Source organism: Clostridium sp. LIBA-8841, from assembly GCF_057782475.1.
In genome coordinates this window covers 2,933,065-2,953,591 of the sequence record NZ_CM173488.1, presented here as the reverse complement: position 1 = coordinate 2,953,591, position 20,527 = coordinate 2,933,065, and the positions used below count along the sequence as shown (strand labels likewise).

The 20,527-nt window shown below is 30.6% G+C and carries 11 protein-coding genes; 9 read left to right on the top strand and 2 right to left on the bottom strand.

Annotated features, from left to right (window positions below):
* Window positions 1-12: 12 nt before the first annotated feature.
* Window positions 13-1,368, top strand: coding sequence for a cell division protein ZapA (locus tag AC2A4K_RS12895; protein WP_322502898.1), 1,356 nt, complete (start codon window positions 13-15; stop codon window positions 1,366-1,368).
* A 135-nt stretch (window positions 1,369-1,503) separates the two neighbouring features.
* Here the strand turns inward: AC2A4K_RS12895 and AC2A4K_RS12890 are convergent, their stop codons facing one another.
* Window positions 1,504-2,292: a histidinol phosphate phosphatase gene (locus tag AC2A4K_RS12890; protein ID WP_322502897.1), complete on the bottom strand. Its 789-nt coding sequence runs from the start codon at window positions 2,290-2,292 to the stop codon at window positions 1,504-1,506.
* Between the two features lie 501 nt (window positions 2,293-2,793).
* Here AC2A4K_RS12890 and AC2A4K_RS12885 point away from each other — a divergent pair.
* The 6 genes from AC2A4K_RS12885 to AC2A4K_RS12860 all read left to right on the top strand — a co-directional run bounded on the left by AC2A4K_RS12885 (window position 2,794) and on the right by AC2A4K_RS12860 (window position 12,504).
* Complete coding sequence (locus AC2A4K_RS12885) at window positions 2,794-5,145, top strand: U32 family peptidase (protein WP_322502896.1); 2,352 nt, start codon at window positions 2,794-2,796, stop codon at window positions 5,143-5,145.
* Window positions 5,146-5,158: 13 nt separating this feature from the next.
* A complete protein-coding gene (locus AC2A4K_RS12880) occupies window positions 5,159-7,519 on the top strand; it encodes an endonuclease MutS2 (protein WP_322502895.1) in 2,361 nt (786 codons plus the stop codon).
* A gap of 186 nt (window positions 7,520-7,705) precedes the next feature.
* Entirely contained in the window at window positions 7,706-9,889 is a 2,184-nt protein-coding gene (locus AC2A4K_RS12875) for a stage V sporulation protein D (protein WP_322502894.1), read from the top strand.
* Between the two features lie 298 nt (window positions 9,890-10,187).
* A complete protein-coding gene (locus tag AC2A4K_RS12870) occupies window positions 10,188-10,631 on the top strand; it encodes a 2-thiouracil desulfurase family protein (RefSeq protein WP_322502893.1) in 444 nt (147 codons plus the stop codon).
* 13 nt (window positions 10,632-10,644) lie between these two features.
* Window positions 10,645-11,661: an alpha-hydroxy-acid oxidizing protein gene (locus AC2A4K_RS12865; RefSeq protein ID WP_322502892.1), complete on the top strand. Its 1,017-nt coding sequence runs from the start codon at window positions 10,645-10,647 to the stop codon at window positions 11,659-11,661.
* Between the two features lie 126 nt (window positions 11,662-11,787).
* Window positions 11,788-12,504 carry a glycerophosphodiester phosphodiesterase gene (locus AC2A4K_RS12860; RefSeq protein WP_322502891.1) on the top strand — a complete coding sequence of 239 codons (717 nt, stop codon included), beginning with the start codon at window positions 11,788-11,790 and terminating at the stop codon, window positions 12,502-12,504.
* 37 nt (window positions 12,505-12,541) lie between these two features.
* Here the strand turns inward: AC2A4K_RS12860 and AC2A4K_RS12855 are convergent, their stop codons facing one another.
* Window positions 12,542-12,919 carry a hypothetical protein gene (locus tag AC2A4K_RS12855; protein ID WP_322502890.1) on the bottom strand — a complete coding sequence of 126 codons (378 nt, stop codon included), beginning with the start codon at window positions 12,917-12,919 and terminating at the stop codon, window positions 12,542-12,544.
* Between the two features lie 175 nt (window positions 12,920-13,094).
* On the opposite strand from AC2A4K_RS12855, the gene AC2A4K_RS12850 reads away from it, so the two are divergent.
* Complete coding sequence (locus AC2A4K_RS12850) at window positions 13,095-15,893, top strand: alpha-L-fucosidase (protein ID WP_322502889.1); 2,799 nt, start codon at window positions 13,095-13,097, stop codon at window positions 15,891-15,893.
* A gap of 174 nt (window positions 15,894-16,067) precedes the next feature.
* Window positions 16,068-20,507 (top strand): glycosyl hydrolase family 95 catalytic domain-containing protein, encoded by a 4,440-nt coding sequence (locus tag AC2A4K_RS12845; protein WP_322502888.1) that lies wholly within the window; start codon window positions 16,068-16,070, stop codon window positions 20,505-20,507.
* Window positions 20,508-20,527: the final 20 nt, after the last annotated feature.

Sequence of the window (20,527 nt, the reverse complement as noted above, 5' to 3'; positions counted from 1 at the left end):
GTTTAAGGAAATATGGCGACTGTTACGGTAACAATAAACGGCGTTGAATATAATTTAAAAGGCCATGAAGATGGAACATATTTAAAAAAAGTAGCTGAATACGTAGAAGAAAAAACACAAGAGATGGCAATAAAAAACAATAAGTTAAGTGCTCTTGGGGTATTATCTTTATCCGCTTTAAATATAGCAGATGAATTATTTAAAGGAAATGAGGAGTATGATCAGCTAATAGACTATTATGAGAAAGTTAAAGTTGAATTAGAGAAGTCAAAAAAAGAAATAGAAGAACTAAAAAAATTAGAAGGTGAAAGTCTTTCTATAAAGGAAGAGTTAGAAAAATCTCTTTTAGAGAAAGATGAACTAGAAAAGACTATTAGTGAGTTGCAAAAGGAAAAAGAAGAACTTGAAAAGAGTGGACAAGAACTAAAGAGTCAATGTAATAAGTTAAATAGTGAAAATTCTAATATCAAAGAAGAATTAAGAGTTTCAAAAAATAATTTCAATAATTCAAAAACTGAAATCTCTAATCTAAAAAAAGAAATAGAGAGATTAAAGAATGATAATAACAATCTAAAAGCTTCTAGAGATAAAAATAGAAATGAAGTTGAAAGATTAAATAAGGAATTTAAAGAAGTTAAAGAAAAGAATACTGAATTAACTAAAGCTATAAATGATTCAAAGGTTAAGGAAGGAAATTTAAATACCGAACTTAACAATTTAAGAAATAAAAACAGTAATTCAGAAAAAGAGCTTAGAAATCTTAGAGAGAAAAATACTAGTTTAAGTAATATAGTTAATGAATCAAAGAAAAATTTAGAAGATTTAAATAAAGAAATTCATAGCTTAAAGGAAAGAAATAAGGCTCAAAAAGAAGAAAATGATAAGTTGACTTTACAAGAGGAAAATTTAAAGGTTAATTGTAAAGAGATTGAAGAGCAACTTGAAGATTTAAGTAAAGAAAATGTAGAACTTAAAGAAATTTCAGAGCATTTAAGCAAAGAAAAGAATTGGATTAAAGATCAAAATAGTAGTCTAAAGAAGCAATTAATGGAATTAGAAGAAAATCTTCAGTTAGCTTTAGAAGAAAAAGATGCCTTAGGAAAGAGAATTTCAGAAGATATGACTAAAGAAATAAATTCTTTAAAAGAAGAAATTCAAAGAGTTAAAGCTGAAATGGATATTTTAGAAGAAGAAGCTAAGAAAATAAAGAAAGAAAAGACTCTTTTATTCGAAAACAATAAAGAGTTAAGACGTAATTGGCAAACGGCAAAATATAAGCTTTTAGATTTAGAACACAAATATTTAGATTCTCAAGTGAAATTGGCTGCTACAAAGAAAAAAGATAATGTGTTATTAAAGAAAAGATAATGAAAAGGGACTGTATCGAAATTAACTTTAAAAAAAACTTATAAATATATTCTGAGAATTACTATTTATAAGTTTTTTTATTTAAAGTTTTGATGCAGCCTTTTTTTTATATATAATTTAAAATAGACTTAATTTTTAGATGGAAATGGGACAAGGAATAAGTTTTCTATTTTTAAAGTAACAAGGGGTTAATTTAGTTTCTTCTAAAAATTTATTAACTTTATCAAAATTTCTTCCAATATGAGATAGCATATGAGAATCTGATCCAAGTGTTATATAATTTCCACCAAGTTCTCTATAATATGAATAAATCTCTATCATATTTTTAAATGAGGTTTCATTATCTAAACGACTTGTATTAAGCTCAAGAATCTTATTTTTCTTTATTAAAGCTTCGAATATGGCTTCGAATTTAGGTTTAAAGTCTTTAAGAGTCATTTCTTTATCATCATAAACACTGTATCTACAAGGATAATCTATATGTCCTAATGTATCAAAGATATCATAAAATTCTATGCATTTAAGTACATTATCAAGGTACTCTCCATAAACAATTTCTTTTGGTCTAGTATCACTTTTTAAAAATCTAGAAAGAGTAACTCCATTTATGGAATGAATAGAACCTATTATCATATCAAATCTATCTTTGTATTTTTCATAAAAAGAAAAGTTTTCATCAATATTATTCATAGCAAGTCCCAGTTCAACACCTTGTTGCATATTTTTTCCTCTATATTTTTCATAGGTTTCTAGATAACCATCAATATCAAGTTCTGCAAATTGAGGGTGAGTTGTTAAATTATAATCTAAATGTTCTGTAGTCAGTATTCCAATATTTTTTTCTTTAGCCTTTTCTAGTATATCTTTAATTTTTAACCTAGAATCAGCTGAAAACTCTGTATGCATGTGACAATCGTAAAGCATTGAGTTACCTCCCAATAAATATTTCTACATTTTAATTTTATCACAATAGAAAAATATATTAAGAGAAATAAGCTTTTTTAACTTACTTTTAAAATGGTTTTTGATAATTACGTTTTAGGGTAATATATTAAAGTTAATATTAAGCAAGCATTATATTAAAACATATTTTAAAGTTTTGGTTAATTTAAATATCAATTTAATTATTTGACTCTGTTTTAAACCAGTGTTGATTTTTAGATAGAACTGTAGGACACTCTTAATGGTGTAATACTTTACGAAATTAAGAAGATCTGAAGGGCTAGCTAAAAAACTAAGATTCACCAAAAATAGAGCTATGTATTTAATGCAATAATAACTAAAAGTATTGTTAAAAATTAATATTAATTAATAGAAAGAGAAATAGTGAAATGTAGCATTGTAATGTGTAATTGTGTATAATACAAAGTATTGAGTAAATTAACTAAGGAAAACCCTAGTTGACTTTTAGGAGAGATGAATTTTATGGAAAGAATAGAATTACTGGCACCGGCAGGAAGTATGGAGAGTTTAATTGCTGCCATAAATAGAGGTGCTGATGCTATATATTTAGGAGGAAGTAAATTCTCAGCAAGAGCATATGCTTCTAACTTTGATAATGAAACAATGGAAAAGGCTGTAGATTATGCTCATACTTATGGAGTGAAGGTTTATGTTACAGTAAATACTTTAATTAAGGAAAATGAGTTTCAAGAAGCTATAGACTACATAGGAGTTTTATATAAAATAGGAGTTGATGCTTTAATAATTCAGGATGTAGGTCTTGCTAAAAGAATAAGAGAAGTATATCCAGATTTTGAATTACACGCTTCAACTCAGATGAGCATACATAATGGAGAAGGAGCACTTTTCTTTAGAGAAAACGGATTTTTTAGAATTGTTTTATCAAGAGAGCTTACTTTAGAAGAGATAAAGTATATATCAAAAGATCTAGGAATAGAAACAGAGATATTTGTTCATGGAGCCTTATGTGTTTGCTACTCAGGACAATGTTTAATGAGTAGTTTAATAGGTGGTAGAAGTGGTAATAGAGGAAGATGTGCTCAAAGTTGTAGACTTCCATATACATTAATTAGAGAAAAGGATAAAAAAGAAACTAAAGGATTCCTTTTAAGTCCTAAGGATATTTGTACTATTGAAAATGTAGGAGATTTAATAAAGACAGGAACTAGCTCATTAAAGGTTGAAGGAAGAATGAAGAGACCTGAGTATGTTGCTGGAGTTATAGAGTCTTATAGAGAAGCTATAGATAATTCTTATAGAAATATTAAAAAATCACAAGAAGGAAATAAACTTAAACTTAAAAAGTTATTTAATAGAGAAGGTTTTTCTACTGCATACATGTATAAAAATGTAGGAAAAGATATGATGGCTTTTAAAACTCCAAGAAATACAGGGGTTTTACTTGGTGAGGTTTTAAAATCTGGAGAAGTACTTTTATTAGATGACCTTTCATTAAAGGATGGAATAAGAACTAATGACGATGGGTTCACTGTAAGCAAAATACTTATTGGAAATCAAGAAGTTACTGAAGCTAAAAAAGGAGATAAAGTAAAAATATTTCCTAAAAAATATAAAGCTAATGATAAACTTTATAAGACTTCAGATACTAAGCTTTTAAATGAGTTAAAGGTAGCTTATGAAAATCCATATGAGAGAAAGATAAATTTAAAAGCTTATATGAAATTTAAGGTTAATGAACCTATGGAACTTACTGTAGAATACAATGGAAACTACTTCACAAAAGAAGGAGATGTTGTTCAAGTTGCAGTAAACAGACCTATGGATAAGGAAAAGGTTGAAAAGAACTTAAGAAAATCAGGAGATATTCCATATCAAATAAATGAAATAGAATATGTAGACTTTGAGGATGGATTCTCAGCTGTATCTTCAATAAATAACCTAAGAAGAGAAGTTTTAGAGGAGATAAGAAACTCTGAAATTAAAAAGTATAAGAGGGTTATAGAAAAACAAAAGAATATAGACCTTGATGAAAAGACTGGTGAAATGCCAGCAGTTTTAGTTGTTGTAAATACTAAAGAACAACTAAAAGCTGCTATTAATTGTGGAATTAAGGACATTGCCTTAGATATCTTTGGAAAAAATGAAGGGCAACTTAATAAAAATGCTATAAAAGAATTCAAAGGTGAGGGAATTAATCTTTACATAAAAGCACCTACAATAATAAAAGAAGAGTTTGAAATAATAAGCAATATAATAGAGGAAAATCTTAATTTAATAAAAGGTTTAGTTACAGCTAATACTGGAATAATAAATAGATTTAAGGATAAAACAAATATTATAGGTGATTATAAGCTTAATATATTCAATTCTTATGGTATGAAGTTTTATAATGAACATATGATGGGAAGTTGTTTAAGCTTAGAGTTAAATAAGAAAGAATTAAATAAAATGCTTAGAAAGTATTCTAATGGAGCTCAAATGTTTGTTTATGGAAGACCAGAGGTTATGGTTAGTGAATACTGTCCAATAGGAAGTACCTTTGGTGGAAAATGTACTTCAAAAAATTGTGATAACCAATGCGTAAGCAGTACATTTACTTTGAGAGATAGAATGAATCAGGATTTTGTTATAAGAACTGATATATTCTGTAGATCACACATATACAATACAGTACCTGTTAACTTAATTCAGGAAATTGATGAGATAAAATCTTTAGGAGTAAATTCCTTTAGATTAGATTTTGTGGATGAAAGCTATGAAGAGGTTAGACAGGTAATGGAAGCTCTAAATAAGGAAGAAGCTTTAAGATTAAAGGATTATACTAAAGGTCACTTTAAAAGAGGCGTTGAGTAAAGGGGATTAAAGTATGAACGATAGAGTTTTAAGAGTTTTAGAATTTAATAAAATTAAAGAATTGGTTAAGGGATATGCCATTACAAAATCAGCTAAAGAGATGGTTTTAGATCTTAAACCATATGATTCTGTTTACGATGTTAAGGAACACTTAGAAGAAACAAAAGAAGCTTTAGATATTTTAATGAGAAAAGGAAATCCTCCTTTTGAGGGGCTTTATGATGTTAAAGAAGCCATAACAAGAGCAGGAAAAGGTGGAGTATTAAGTATAGAGGGATTACTTAGAATAGGAAATATGCTATCTGTAACAAGAAAGCTTTCTGAATTTCTAGCTAGAAAAGAAGAGGAAGAAGAGCATAGAATCCTAGAAGGGATGAGAGAAGGTCTTATAGTACTTAGAGGTGTTGAAAGTGCTATATCAAAAGCTATAGTAAGTGAAGAGGAGATTGCAGACTCAGCAAGTGATAAACTTTATAGTATAAGAAGAAGCTTAAAAGAAAAGAACTCATCTGTAAGAGATAAGGTCAATTCTATAGTAAGAAGTAATGCTCAATATCTTCAAGATGCTTTATATACAGTTAGAGGAGATAGATATGTTATACCTGTAAAGGCTGAATATAAATCTCAAGTTCCAGGACTTGTTCATGATCAAAGTTCTACAGGGGCTACACTTTTTATAGAACCAACAGCTTTAGTAAATTTAAATAACGAAATAAAAGAACTTATGCTAAAAGAAAGAGCTGAGATTGAAAGAATACTAGCAGAATTATCAGCTTTAGTATATAAAAATATTGATGTTATAAAGGTTAACTTTAATATAATAGTTGAATTAGACTTCATATTTGCGAAAGCTAAATATGGAAGTGATTTAGGTGGAACAATGCCTATAGTAAATGAAGAGGGAATAATAGATTTAATGGATGCAAGACATCCACTAATTCCTAAGGATAAGGTTGTTTCTTCTGACATTTATTTAGGTAGAGAATTTACAACACTACTTATAACAGGTCCAAATACTGGTGGTAAAACTGTAACATTAAAAACTACAGGACTTATTGAACTTATGGGATTAAGTGGTCTTTTAATACCAGCCAGTGAAAATTCAAGTATAAGCTTCTTTGAAGAGATATTTGCAGATATAGGAGATGAACAAAGTATAGAGCAAAGTTTATCAACATTCTCTTCTCATATGACTAATATAGTCGGAATAATGGAGAAGGCAAATAGTAAGAGTTTCGTGCTTTTTGATGAACTTGGAGCAGGAACAGACCCTACAGAAGGAGCTGCACTTGCTATTTCAATATTAGAAAATTTAAGAGCAAGAGGATGTAGAATAATGTCTACAACTCACTATAGTGAATTAAAAGGATATGCATTAAAGACTGAAAATGTTGAGAATGCTTCTGTTGAGTTTAATGTTGAAACATTAAGACCAACTTATAGACTTTTAATAGGAGTACCAGGTAAGTCTAATGCTTTTGAAATTTCAAGAAGATTAGGTCTTAAAGATGAAGTAATAGAGGAAGCTAAGGAAGTTATTTCTACTGAATCACTTCAATTTGAGGATTTAATACAATCACTTCAAGAGAAGAGTATAAAAGCAGAAAATGATGCTAGAGAAGCTGCTATATTAAGAAATGATGCAGAAAAATATAAGAATAGATATAAAGAAAAATTCGAGAGAATTGAAAGCGTAAGAGATAATGTATATGCAGACGCTAGAAGAGAAGCAAAACAGATATTAGACTCAGCTAAGGAAGAGGCTGATGCTATTCTTAAAAATATGAGAGAGCTAGAAAGAATGGGTATTTCTAGTGATGCTAGAAGAAAACTTGAAGCTGAAAGAGGAAAGCTTAGAGATAAGATAAGTGATGCAGAGGCTAGACTTCAAAAGAAAAAAGAAGAGAAGCAAGGGGAAGAGCTTAAGAAGATTGAGGTTGGAATGGAAGCATTATTACCTTCTATAAACCAAAAGGTTATAGTTCTTTCTAAACCAGATAATAAAGGTGAAGTTCAAGTTCAAGCTGGAATTATGAAAATAAATGTTAAGGCTAAGGACTTGAGAGTTGCTAAGGAAACTAAAGAAGAAAAGAAAATTAAGAAGAGAGAAGCAAGATTAAACTTAAGACAGGTTGATCCATCAATAGATTTAAGAGGAATGGATTCAGAAGAGGCTTGTTATAATGCAGATAAGTATTTAGATGATGCTTATGTTGCTGGTAGAGGCGAAGTAACTTTAGTTCATGGAAAAGGTACAGGAGTTTTAAGAAAAGCCATAAATGAAATGCTTAAAAAACATCCTCATGTTAAATCTCATAGATTAGGTGAGTATGGAGAAGGTGGAACAGGGGTTACTGTTGTAATTTTAAAATAGAATTTTTATATTAGGAGTTTATCTAAAATTTTAGTAGAAAGTAAGGAACTTTTAAACTTTCTATAAGGAATTTTTGATAAACTCCTTTTTATATACAATTTATTAAAAAAAGGGCATAAGTATTTATGATATAATCAATTTAAACTTTGAAAATTATGTAAAATTAATTATATAGGAGGAAATTAGGTGAAAGAAAAAAAGCGTGGTAAAAAGAATAGACTTAATGAGGGTAGAGTACTAATTTTTTTATTGGCAATAGCAATAATATTCTTAAGCTTAGTAGGAAAGTTGATTTATATAGCACTATTTAGATCTAAGGATTATAAGGCTATGGCAGAGGAACAATGGACTAATGAAATACAAATAGATGCTAGAAGAGGGCGAATATTAGACAGAAATAACAGAGAGTTAGCCGTTACTGCAAATGTATTTAGAGTAGATTTAGATTTAGTGACTTTAAGAAAATATATTGAGAATAAAGAAACAGATAATATTGAGGTAGCTAAATCATTAGCTCAAGCATTAGAAATGGATGAGGAAGAAGTCTTATCAAAAATAGAGCATACTTACCCTTCTGGAAATCCGGCAAACTCTGCAACCTTAATAAGAAGGGTAGAGAAGGAAAAGGCTGATAAGGTTAAAGCCTTAAAAATAAGAGGGGTTATAGTATCAGAAGATACTAAGAGATATTACCCTAATGGAGATTTTCTTTCACATACACTTGGGACAACTAATGCAGATGGAGAAGGTTTAAGTGGAATAGAGCTTTATTATAATGAAGAACTTATGGGAATACCGGGGGTAAGAGTAAATGAGGTTTCAGGAGATAGTTCTTCTAATCCTTATTCAGAATCAAGCTTTACTCCACCTGTAGATGGAAAAGATGTAAGTTTAACTATAGATGAAAATATTCAATATTTTGTTGAGACAGTAGCTGAAAAGGCATTAAAAGAACATGATGCTGATTCTGTTAGTATTGCAGTTATGAATCCTAATAATGGAGAGATACTTGGAATAGTCAATAAACCAGGATTTGATCTTAATAATCCTTATGATGGAAGTGAGAATTTTAAGGGAGAAAATGAATCTGCTAAGCTTCAAAACATGTGGAGAAACACAATAGTTTCAGATGCCTTTGAACCAGGTTCTATATTTAAAATAATAACTTCTATAGCGGCTGTGGAAGAGGATATAGCTGGAGAAGATGAAGTTTATTATTGTGATGGAAGTTTAAATGTTTCAGGAAGAAACATAAAATGTTGGAAACCAGGAGGTCATGGAATACAAAACTTTAATCAGACATTAGAAAATTCATGTAACGTTGCCTTTATGGAAATAGGACAAAAGTTAGGAGCAGAAAAATTAAATGCATATATTAAAATTTTTGGCTTTGGAACTCAATCAGGAGTTGATTTACCAGGAGAAGCTACTGGAATAGTGAAGGATACAGAAGATATAAGTGCCGTTGATTTAGCTACTATATCATTTGGACAAACTAACACAGTAAATGCTATTCAGTTTATGGCCGCCTTAAATGCTGTTGCAAATGGAGGAGATTTAATACAACCTCATGCTATGAAAGAACTAAGTCATACGGATGATAATGGAACAAAGATTATAGATGAAGTATTCATGCCAAAAATAGAAGAAAATATAATAAGTGAAGAAAGTACTATAAGAGTTAAAGAGGCTTTAGAATCTACTGTATCAAATGGTTCATCAAAGGATGCAGGAATTGAAGGTGTTAAGGTAGCTGGTAAAACTGGTACAGCAGAAAAGGTTGATCCTGAGACTGGGACTTATGGAGCTGGTTATATATCATCTTTTGCTGGTTTTGCACCCTATGATAATCCTCAGGTATCTTTATTAGTAATAATAGATAATCCTAAGAATGGAGAACATTTTGGTGGAATTGTTGCTGCTCCTTTTGCTGGAGAATTATTTAATAATATTTTTAATTATATTTCTTTAAATGAGGGAGAACTAGAAGCAGAAGATAAAAGTGTAATAATACCAGATTTACGAGGAAATAAGGTAACTGATGCTGATAAAATATCTAAAGAATTAGGGATAAATTGTGTGATAGAGGGAGATGGAACTTTTATTACCTCTATGAAGCCTATACCTGGGTACAAAGTTAAAAAAGGAGATACTATAACTTTGTATGCTGGAAGTAGATTTGATAGAAATGAAAAAGAAGTTGTAATGACTGATTTTAGAGGTCTCGAAAAGGCTGAAGTAGAAGAGATACTAAAATCATTAGGACTAAAAGGTGAATTTGAAGGAGATGGAAAGATCAAAGAACAGAGCATAAAAGCTGGTGAGATAATAAAGATTGGAGATAAGATTAAATTCACTTTAGGAAAATAAGATATGTTTATAAATTAAAATTTCTCTTTAAATTTAGAAGGTTATTATCTAAAGGGCTTACTAGAACTTTGACTTGTGAAATTAAAGGTTCTAAGTAAAGTCCTTTTGCTATTTAAAAAGTCTTTCTAGGAGAAATACTTTTTTTATACAATTATAAGGATTATAATAAAATAAGATTTGTTAATCTAAAATTAAGATGGTTTTTAGATATTAGATATTTGAATATTAAGCTGTATTTTGAGTAAAAGATGTATATGAATTTTATTTAGTTTTAATAATTGTTTGGGAGGCGAATTGTATGATTTTAGTTAGTGGATGTTTATGTGGAGTCAACTGTAAATATGATGGTGGAAATAATTTGAATAAGAACATATTAGAACTTCTTAAGGAAGGAAAAGCAGTTATTGTATGTCCTGAACAATTAGGAGGACTAAAAACACCAAGAATACCAAGTGAAATTGTTGGTGGAACAGGTAAAGAAGTTCTAGACGGTAAAGCTAAGGTACTTGGTAAGGATGGTTCCGATGTTACAGAGGAATTTCTTAAAGGCGCTTATGAAACTTTAAATATTGCTAAGAACATAAATGCAGAGTATGTTATATTGAAAGGAAGAAGCCCATCTTGTGGCTTAGGAGAAATATATTCAGGAAAGTTTAATGGGGAAAAAAAACAAGGGAATGGTGTAACCTGTGAACTTTTACTTCAAAATGGATTTAAAGTTAAAACAGAAAATGATTTTTAGGAGGTATATATAAATGAATAAGGATATGAGAGATAAAGCAAGAGAACTTTACAATGGAAGTTGTAGAGTATGTAAGGTATGTAATGGAGTAGCTTGTGCAGGGGAAGTTCCTGGCATGGGGGGAAAGGGAACTGGTGATTCTTTTATAAGAAATGTTAAGGCATTAGAAGAAATAAAGCTTAATATGAGAACAATTCACAATGCAAAAAATCCAAGTACATCTACTGAGTTTTTCGGAAAGACAATGGAATTACCACTTTTTGCAGCTCCTATAACAGGAACAATGTTAAATATGGGTGGAAAAGTTAGTGAAAGAGAGTATATTGAGGGCGTTGTTAAAGGATGCTTAGATGCAGGTATATATCCTATGGTGGGAGATACTGCAGTTGATTTATGCTTAACTACTAACTTAGAAGTAATAGAAGAGTACAATGGACAAGGAATTGTATTTATAAAACCATGGAAAAATGAGGTTGTAATAGAGAAAATAAAGATGGCAGAAAAAGCAGGAGCTTTAGCTATAGGCGTAGATATTGATGCAGCTGGTCTTATAACTTTAGCTATGCATGGAAAGCCTGTTGAACCTAAAAACTTAGAAGAAATAAAAGAATTAGTTGATTCAACTAATTTACCTTTTATATTAAAAGGAATAATGACACCAGATGAGGCTGAATTGGCAGTAGAAGCAGGAGTAGATGCCATAGTAGTATCAAATCATGGAGGAAGAGTTTTAGATCAAACACCAGCGACCTGTGAAGTATTACCTGAGATAGCAGCTAGAGTTAAAGGAAAAGTTAAGATTTTAGTTGATGGTGGAGTTAGAACTGGTGTTGATATATTAAAGATGATAGCTTTAGGAGCAGATGGTGTTTTAATAGGAAGACCATTTATAACAGCTACTTTTGCTGATGGAGCTAAAGGTGTAGAAGGGTACGTTAATGACTTAAAAGGTGAATTGAAATCAGCAATGGTATTAACAGGATGCAATTCAATAGAAAATATAGACAATAGAGTTATCTATAAAAAGTAGGTTTTGTATGGTTTTGATTTTCACACAGAGATTTATTTGTGTGAAAATCAAAAGTATTTTAAAGCTAGTTAAAAAATATCTTATTGTTAAGTAAAGTAAGTTATAAAATTTATGGAGGAAAACTATATGAAAGTTTTTGCACATAGAGGGCTTAGTGGCAAATATCCAGAAAATACTTTATTAGCATTTAAAGAAGCTTTAAATTTTCATATATACGGGATAGAGCTTGATGTTCATAAGAGTAAGGATGGAAAATTAGTAGTTATACATGATGAGGATATTAAAAGAACCTTTAATGGCAAAGGAGAAATTAAGGATTATACATTTAAAGAGCTTAGAGAGTTTAATTGTAAAAAAGAAGGCTTTCAAAATAATAATGAGTGCAGAATTCCATTATTAGAAGAAGTCTTTGAGCTTATAAGGAATAAAGATGTAATTTTAAATATAGAAATTAAAAATGACATAATAGATTATGAGTATGTTGAAAAAGATATACTAGAGTTAATAAATAAATATAAATGTTGGAGTAAAATACTTATTTCAAGTTTTAATCATAAGGCATTAGAAAGATTCAAGAGTTTGAAGCATGATGCAAAACTAGGAGTTCTTTATGAAGAAGAGATACCTAACATAATTGAATATGCTAAGGAATTAGGAGCTTATGCAATACATCCAGCCAAATCTCTTGTAACAGAAGAATTAGTGAAAAATGCTCATGAAGTAGGAATAAAGGTTAATGTTTATACTGTAAATGAAGAGGCAGATATTGAAAAGTTAAAAAATTATGGAGTAGATGCTATATTTACTGATTATGCAGATAAAGCATTAGAGTATTTAAAATAAAAAAATATCTAGGATATTTTAATCCTAGATATTTTTTTTATTGTTTTGGGGGTTTAGAAACAAGAATTTTTTGTGCTGATGATTGAGGCGGTATAGAATTAGTAAAGGCATTACTAAGAACTATAAAAACATAATCACCCTTTTCAATAGTAGGTTTTTCATTTGAAGTATTTGTTTCACAACCTTTCAAGTACTCAGTTTGATCTCCTACTATAGCTATAAGTTCTTCTTCGTAAACAGAGCAGCTTTTTAGATAGCCTTTAACTCTTACCATTAGAGTTTTTCCATCGGATGCAGTATTAACTTCAAGAACTCTTCCCATAAACAGTGGAGGTTTAAGTTCTTTAGAAGAAACAAGCACACTAGTAAACAATAGCATAGCTAATAAAGTAAGAGTGAATTTTTTAAATTTCATAAATGCACCTCCTTAAAATAAATGATAAAAATATTATTACTTACTTAAAATTTTTTATTCATTTTATTATGTTTATTTTTTAGAAAAATTTAGCTTTACATATTTTATTTGTTGTAATAAACATGGCTTTATTTGAATAAACATATATAGGAAAAATATGATTTGAGGAGGAAGTATGAAAGTTAAAGCTATAAAAAGTTTTTTAGCAACTACAATGGCAATGACTTTTCTGGTTAGTGTTGGACAAGGAGCTGTACTAACTAAGGCAAATACTAAGAATAATATGAAATATGTAACAGAAGCATTTGGAGCAATTCCAACGAAAGAACAAGTTGATTATCAAAAAGAAGAGCTTACAGCATTTATACATTTTGGAGTGAATACATTTACAGGTAGAGAGTGGGGAGATGGCACAGAAAACCCAGAAATATTTAATCCAACTAATTTAGATGCAGATCAGTGGGTAAGTACTTTGGCTGAAGCTGGTTTTGAAAGAGTAATATTAACAGCAAAACATCATGATGGATTCTGTTTATGGGATAGTGCTTATACAGATCATGATGTGGCAAGCAGTCCTTGGAAAAATGGAGAGGGTGATGTTGTAAAAGAGGTTTCTGAGGCCTGTGCTAAATATGGTGTAAAATTTGGAGTTTATCTTTCACCATGGGACCAAAATTCAGAGAATTATGGAGAAGGTAATGGTGGAGATTATAATGAGTTTTATATGAACCAGTTAAGAGAGTTATTAACGAATTATGGTCCTATAGCTGAAGTTTGGATGGATGGAGCTAAGGGATCAAATGTAGAACAAGAATATAAATTTGAAGAATGGTTTGATCTTATAAAAGAGTTACAACCAGAGTGTTTAATATTTAGTCCACAAGGACCTGACATTAGATGGATTGGAAATGAAAAAGGATATGCAGGCGAACCTTGTTGGTCAACTATAGACATTGAAAAAATGAAGGAAAGAGAAAATCCAACTTATTTAAATCATGGAGAAGAAGGTGGACCAGATTGGGTAGTTGGAGAGTCTGATGTATCAATACGACCAGGTTGGTTCTATCACGATTCTCAAGATAATGAGGTCAAATCCTTAGAGAAGATGATGGATATTTATTTTAAATCAATTGGAAGAAATTCAGTATTGTTATTAAATGTACCTCCTAACAAAGAAGGAAGATTACATGAAAATGATGTTAATAGATTAAATGAGTTTGGAAATACAATTAGAGATACTTTTGATGAGGATTTAGTATTAAATAAAGAAATAACTGTTGATAGTTTTGTCAATAATGATGAAGCCTATGGCGCTAGCAAAATTGTAGATGGAGATTATGATACTTATTGGGCTCCTGATAATGGAAGTAGAACTGGTGCTATTGAAATAGATTTAGGTGAAAGTAAAGAATTCGACGTTATTTCAATACAGGAATATATTCCATTAGGACAAAGAATATCTAGTTTTAATGTTGAAGTATTACAAGGAGAAACTTGGAATAAGGTTTATGAAGGAGAGACTGTAGGATATAAGAGACTTATTAGAATACCGCCAACTAAGGGTCAAAAAATAAGAATAAATATAACAGGTTCATTAGAGGTTCCATTAATAAATAATATTGGAGTTTATAAACAACCTGCAAACATAGAATTACCAGCAGGTCCACCAGCAGGATTAAAAGTATTAAATGATGATAATAAGGGAAATGAATTAGAGCAATTTAATTTTAGTGATGGATGGGTATATGAAACTGCTCATGGTGATAATGATTTAGGTGGAGATGCTCATTATACAACTAAATCAAATGCTACAGTTAATATTAAATTTAATGGTACTAAATTTTTCTTATCAGGAACAAAGGAACCAGGTCATGGAATAATGGAAGTTTCCATAGATGGAGGAAATCCTGTAGAAGTTGATCTATATTCTCCTGATAGAAAATCTAAACAGATAGTTTTTGAAAGTGAAGATTTAACTAATGGAGAACATGAAGTTACTGTTAAATGTACAGGTAGAAAGAATTCAAATGCTAGAGGAACAGCTGCTCATTTAGATGGAGCTTATGTATTAGACAATGATGGAAAAGGTATGGTTGAATTTGAACAAGTTAATTATGAAGTTAGTGAAGGTATAGGAACTGCAACTTTTAAAGTTGTAAGAAAAGGTGGAAGTAATGGAAAACTTGAAGTGAATTATGATACCTTATCAGGAACTGCTTTAAATGGAGTTGATTATCAAACTTGGTCTGGTACCTTAGCTTTTAATGAAGGGGAGACAGAAAAAACTTTTGATATAACTATTATAGATGATAAAGAAAAAGAGGAGTCTAAGGAATTCTATGTAAAATTAAGTGATCCAATAGGGGGAATATTAGGATTTAATCCAAGAGCTACAGTTACTATTATTGATGATGAGCAGATTAAAATAGAGACAACTGAAGTTGGAGATGGATTACATCAATTTAACTTTTCAGAAGGCTGGAATGTAGAGCAAGGAGCTGTATGGACTAAGGACATGAATGCTACTTTCTCTATTAAATTTAAAGGAAAGCAAATTTCTTTAGTAGGAGCTAAGGACCCTAACCATGGTATATATGAGATTTCAATAGATGGAGGAGAATTTGTAGAGGTTGATCCTTATGCAGAAAATAGAACTCCAAATCAAGTTGTATATGAAAGTGGAGTATTACCTAGTGAAGAGCATACTTTAAGCTTTAGATTAAAGGGTGAAAATCCTCATGGGGGTAGACCAGATGGTCAAATTAATTATGCTTTAGTAGATACTAGTGAAGATCAGTTGATTGAGCCAGAAAGACCTACAACAGATTTAAACAAAGATGGTAAAGTTGATATTGGGGACTTATCATTAGCTTCTAAACACTACGGCGAAAATATTAAAGAATATGATATAAATGGTGATGGAATTGTTGATGAATTTGAGTTAAATGCAATAATGAAAGATATATTAAAGTAAAAATTTTAAGCTGTATCTATAATACTTAAATAATAAAGTATATAATGAAAAACTCTTTAAATACTTTATTAAATTTTAAGTAAAGATACAGCTTTTTTTTAATTACAAATATTACAATTAATGTAAGAATATGTTATTATGATTAAGAAGAAAATTATAGAAGGGGGAGGAATCATGAAAAGAAAATTTTTAAAGAAAGTAGCTTTAGCAGTTTCCTTAATGGTAGTAGGTCAATCTGTATATTCCTTTGCTAAAACTAGTAGCTTCAATGAAATAGGAAATAATATTTCAAATGAAAACATTGATTTAGATAAGTTAGCATTATGGTATGATGAGCCAGCTACGGATTGGGAAAATGAGGCGCTTCCAATTGGAAATGGATATATTGGTGGAATGATTTTTGGAAGTGTGGAAAGCGAAAGAATACAATATAATGAAAAAACTTTATGGTCAGGTGGACCAGGAGCTTGGGAAGATTATAATGGAGGAAACAAAGAGGGAGCTTGGGAAGCTGTACAGGAGATAAGAAGAATATTAGACGAAGGTGGTACTCCATCAAATGAATTATATCAAAGGGTATGTGGAGATCAAAGAGCTTATGGAGCTTACCAAAATTTTGGAGATATTTTCTTAGATTTCAAATCTCATGAAAGTAGTAAGGTTACTAACTATAGAAGAGAGCTTAATATTGAGGAATCTTTATCTACAGTTAAATACACTTATAATGGAGTAAACTATGAAAGAGAATATTTCACTAGTTATCCTGATAATGTAATGGTTATCAAACTAAAGGCTGATAAGGGATCTTCAATAACTGTTGATGTAAGAAATGAGGGTGCTCATGATGGAAAGCAACTTTCAGTTGAAAATAATACATTAACTTTAAGTGGAGCTATACCAGACAATGGAATGAAATATGAATCTCAAATTAAGGTGATTAATAGTGGAGGTTCAATTCAAGATAAAGAAGACAAAATAAGTGTTGAAAATGCTGACGAAGTGACAATAATAATGAGTGTAGGAACTGATTATGTAAATGAATATCCAACTTATAAGGGTGAGGATCCTCATAATGCAGTAACAGAAAGAGTAAATAATGCTATATCTTTAGGATATGATGAGCTAAAAAACAGACATTTAGAGGATTATAAGGAGCTTTTTGATAGAGTAAATCTAAATTTAGGAGAACTTAAATTAGACAAGCCAACTGATGATATGCTTGAAGAATATAAAACAAATCCATCTAACAGTTTAGAAACTTTATTTTTCCAATATGGAAGATATCTTTTAATTTCCTCTTCTAGAGAGGGAAGTTTACCAGCTAACTTACAAGGGGTTTGGAATAATTCTAATAATCCGCCTTGGAGCTCAGACTATCATTTTAACGTAAATTTACAGATGAATTATTGGCCAGCAGAGGTAGCGAATCTATCTGAAACTGCTATTCCTTTAGTTGAATATGTAGAGAGTTTAAGAGAGCCTGGAAGAGTTACTGCAGAAATGCATTGTGGAATAGAAGATGCACCAGAAAAGAAAAATGGATGGACAGTAAATACCATGAATAATCCTTTTGGATTCACAGCTATGGGTTGGGAGTTCGATTGGGGATGGGCTCCAACGTCAAATGCATGGATAAGTCAAAATCTTTGGGAACACTATCAGTTCACTGATGATGTGGATTATTTAAGAGATAATATATATCCTATTATGAAGGAAGCTGCTCAGTTTTGGACTCAGTTTTTAGTTGAATATACTCATAGTGATGGAAAAACATATTTAGTTTCATCACCAAGTTATTCTCCAGAACAAGGACCAAGGACTGTTGGAACAACTTTTGACCAAGAGCTTATTTGGCAGTTATTCACGGATACTATAAAAGCTAGTGAAACTTTAGGAGTGGATGAGGAATTTAGAGCAGAGTTAGAAGATAAAAGAGAGAGACTCTTAAAGCCACAAATAGGTAAATATGGACAAGTACAAGAGTGGAAGGATGACATAGATGATCCAAATAATAAGCATAGACATATCTCACACCTTGTAGGACTTTATCCAGGAACTCAAATAAACCAAAAGGATACTCCAGAATTATATGATGCTGCTAGGGTTACAATGAACCACAGAGGTGATGGAGGAACAGGTTGGTCTAAGGCCAATAAAATAAATCTTTGGGCTAGACTATTAGATGGAGATAGAGCTCACAGTTTGTTAAAAAATCAATTAACTACAAGTACATTAGATAACTTATTTGATACTCATCCACCTTTCCAAATAGATGGAAATATGGGAGCTGTATCTGGAATGTCTGAGATGCTTATACAAAGTCATTTAGGTACAATTAATCCATTACCAGCTTTACCAGCAGCTTGGGAAGATGGTAGCTTTGATGGATTAAAAGCTAGAGGAAACTTTGAGGTTTCAGCTAATTGGAATAATAATTCATTAAATCTTTTAAAGATTAAATCAGGATCAGGTAATGACTGTTATTTAGAATATCAAGGAATAACAGAAGCAGTTATAACAGATGCAGATGGAAATGAGATTAAGCCAGAGGTTGTTTCAGAAAATGTAGTTAAATTCCCTACAGAAGTTGGTGGAGAATACAAAGTTGAAGGAATGCCTATGGAAAAACCAGTAAAGGTTGAAGGATTAAAGGCCTTAAGAAGTGGTGATAACTCAGTTTCATTAAAGTGGAATAAAGCAAAATTTGCAGAAAGCTATGATGTTTATAGAAAAGGAGAAGGAGAATTTGAATTAATAGCAGAAAGTATAGAAACAGAAGAATATATTGATGAAAATGCTCCTTCAGATGATGATTACACTTATGTATATTATGTAGTTGCAAAGAATTCAGAAGGAGTAGGAGAAGCTTCAGAGAATGTTGCAGTTGAAACAAGTGTTTATTTAAGTGATTTAGAATGGAAAAGCGCTTCAATAGGCTATGGAACAATAAAGAAGGATGCTAGCTGTGATGGAAATACAATAACATTAAAAGGTGAAAATGGAGAGGGAGTTTCTTATGATAAAGGAATAGGAACTCATGCTCATTCAGAAATAGTTTATAACTTAGATGGTTTAGACTATTATGATTATTTTGAAACTTTTGTTGGAGTAGATCAAGAGATGGCTGGTTCAGTAGCATCTATATCATTTGAAGTGTATTTAGATGATGAAAAAGTTTTTGATAGTGGTTTAATGACAGGCGATACTCCACAAAAGCATGTTAAGGTTCCTATAGCTGGAAAAGAAACTCTTAAATTAGTAGTTAAAGATGGTGGAAATGGTATAGGTTCTGACCATGGAAGTTTTGGAGATGCTAAGTTAACAAAGGTTCATGCAACAAGTAATGCAGAACTTAAATCCGTAGCAATAAATGGAAATGGTTTAGAAGGATTTAATGGAAGTAATTATGAGTACTCTTATGAATTTAAAAAGGGAGAAAACCTACAAAATTTAAACATTGAGGCAGAAGCTATGTCTCCAGGTGCCAATGTTGAAATTATAAAGCCAGAAGAACTTCCAGGAGAGGCATTAATAAAAGTTACATCTAAAGATGGAACTATGAATAGAGAATATAAAATAGCAATAAAGCCATATGTAATTGTGGATGAGAGCATCATTGTTGATTATGACTTTGAAAATCCTTTAAATTTAGGAGAAGATAGTTCAGAAAATAATTTCCATGGAGTAATAACTGGAAATATAACTCAAGTAGATTCAGAGGATGGAAAAGCTGCAGACTTTGGAGATGGATATATAAAGGTTGAAAGTAATGATTCACTAAAGTTAACTGATAATATTGTTGTGGAAACAGAGGTTTATTTAGATGAATATACAGGATATTGGCAAAAGATAGCTCAAAAAATAAATAATGGAACTGGTAAAGGTGGGTTTTTAATAGATGTATCTCCTCAAGGAAAATTAAGATTCCATGCTGAAGGATCAATAACTCAATTTGTATCTAATAAAGCAATACCTTTAAATGAATGGACTAATATAAAGGTTGTATTTGAACATTCAAAAGGAGAGGCTTCCATCTATATAAATGGAGAGTTAGATAAGACTGTAAAACCAAGTGCAACCTTAGAAGTTAGTGATCTACCATTAGTTATAGGTGCAGATGGTAATGGAAATGATAAGTTAAAAGGAAAATTAAACAATTTAACTATTTCTTCAATAGAAAGTAGAGTTGCTAGTAGTAATGCTAATTTAAGTGGTATTTCTATTAGTGGAGAATCTATGGATGAATTCCAAGAAGATGTATTAGAATATGAAGTCAAGTTACCAGAGGGAACAATTAATGCTCCAGAAGTAACGGCAACATCAGAAGATTCAAATGCTACTATTGAAATAGAAAATACTGAATTTGCACCTGGAGTTACTAAAATAAAAGTTATAGCAGAAGATGGTACAAAGAAAGTTTATACTATTAATTTTACTGTTGAGGAAAGCAATCCATTAAGAGCAGACTTTAATAAAAATGGAGAAATAGATTTAGGAGACTTATCCCTAGCTTCTAAGAATTTTGGTTCTAATAACAGTGAGTTTGACTTAGATGGTGATGGATTAGTAGGTGAATATGAAATAAACTTTATATCTAGTGAAATTTTAAAGTAAAAATTAGGAATAAAAATTAG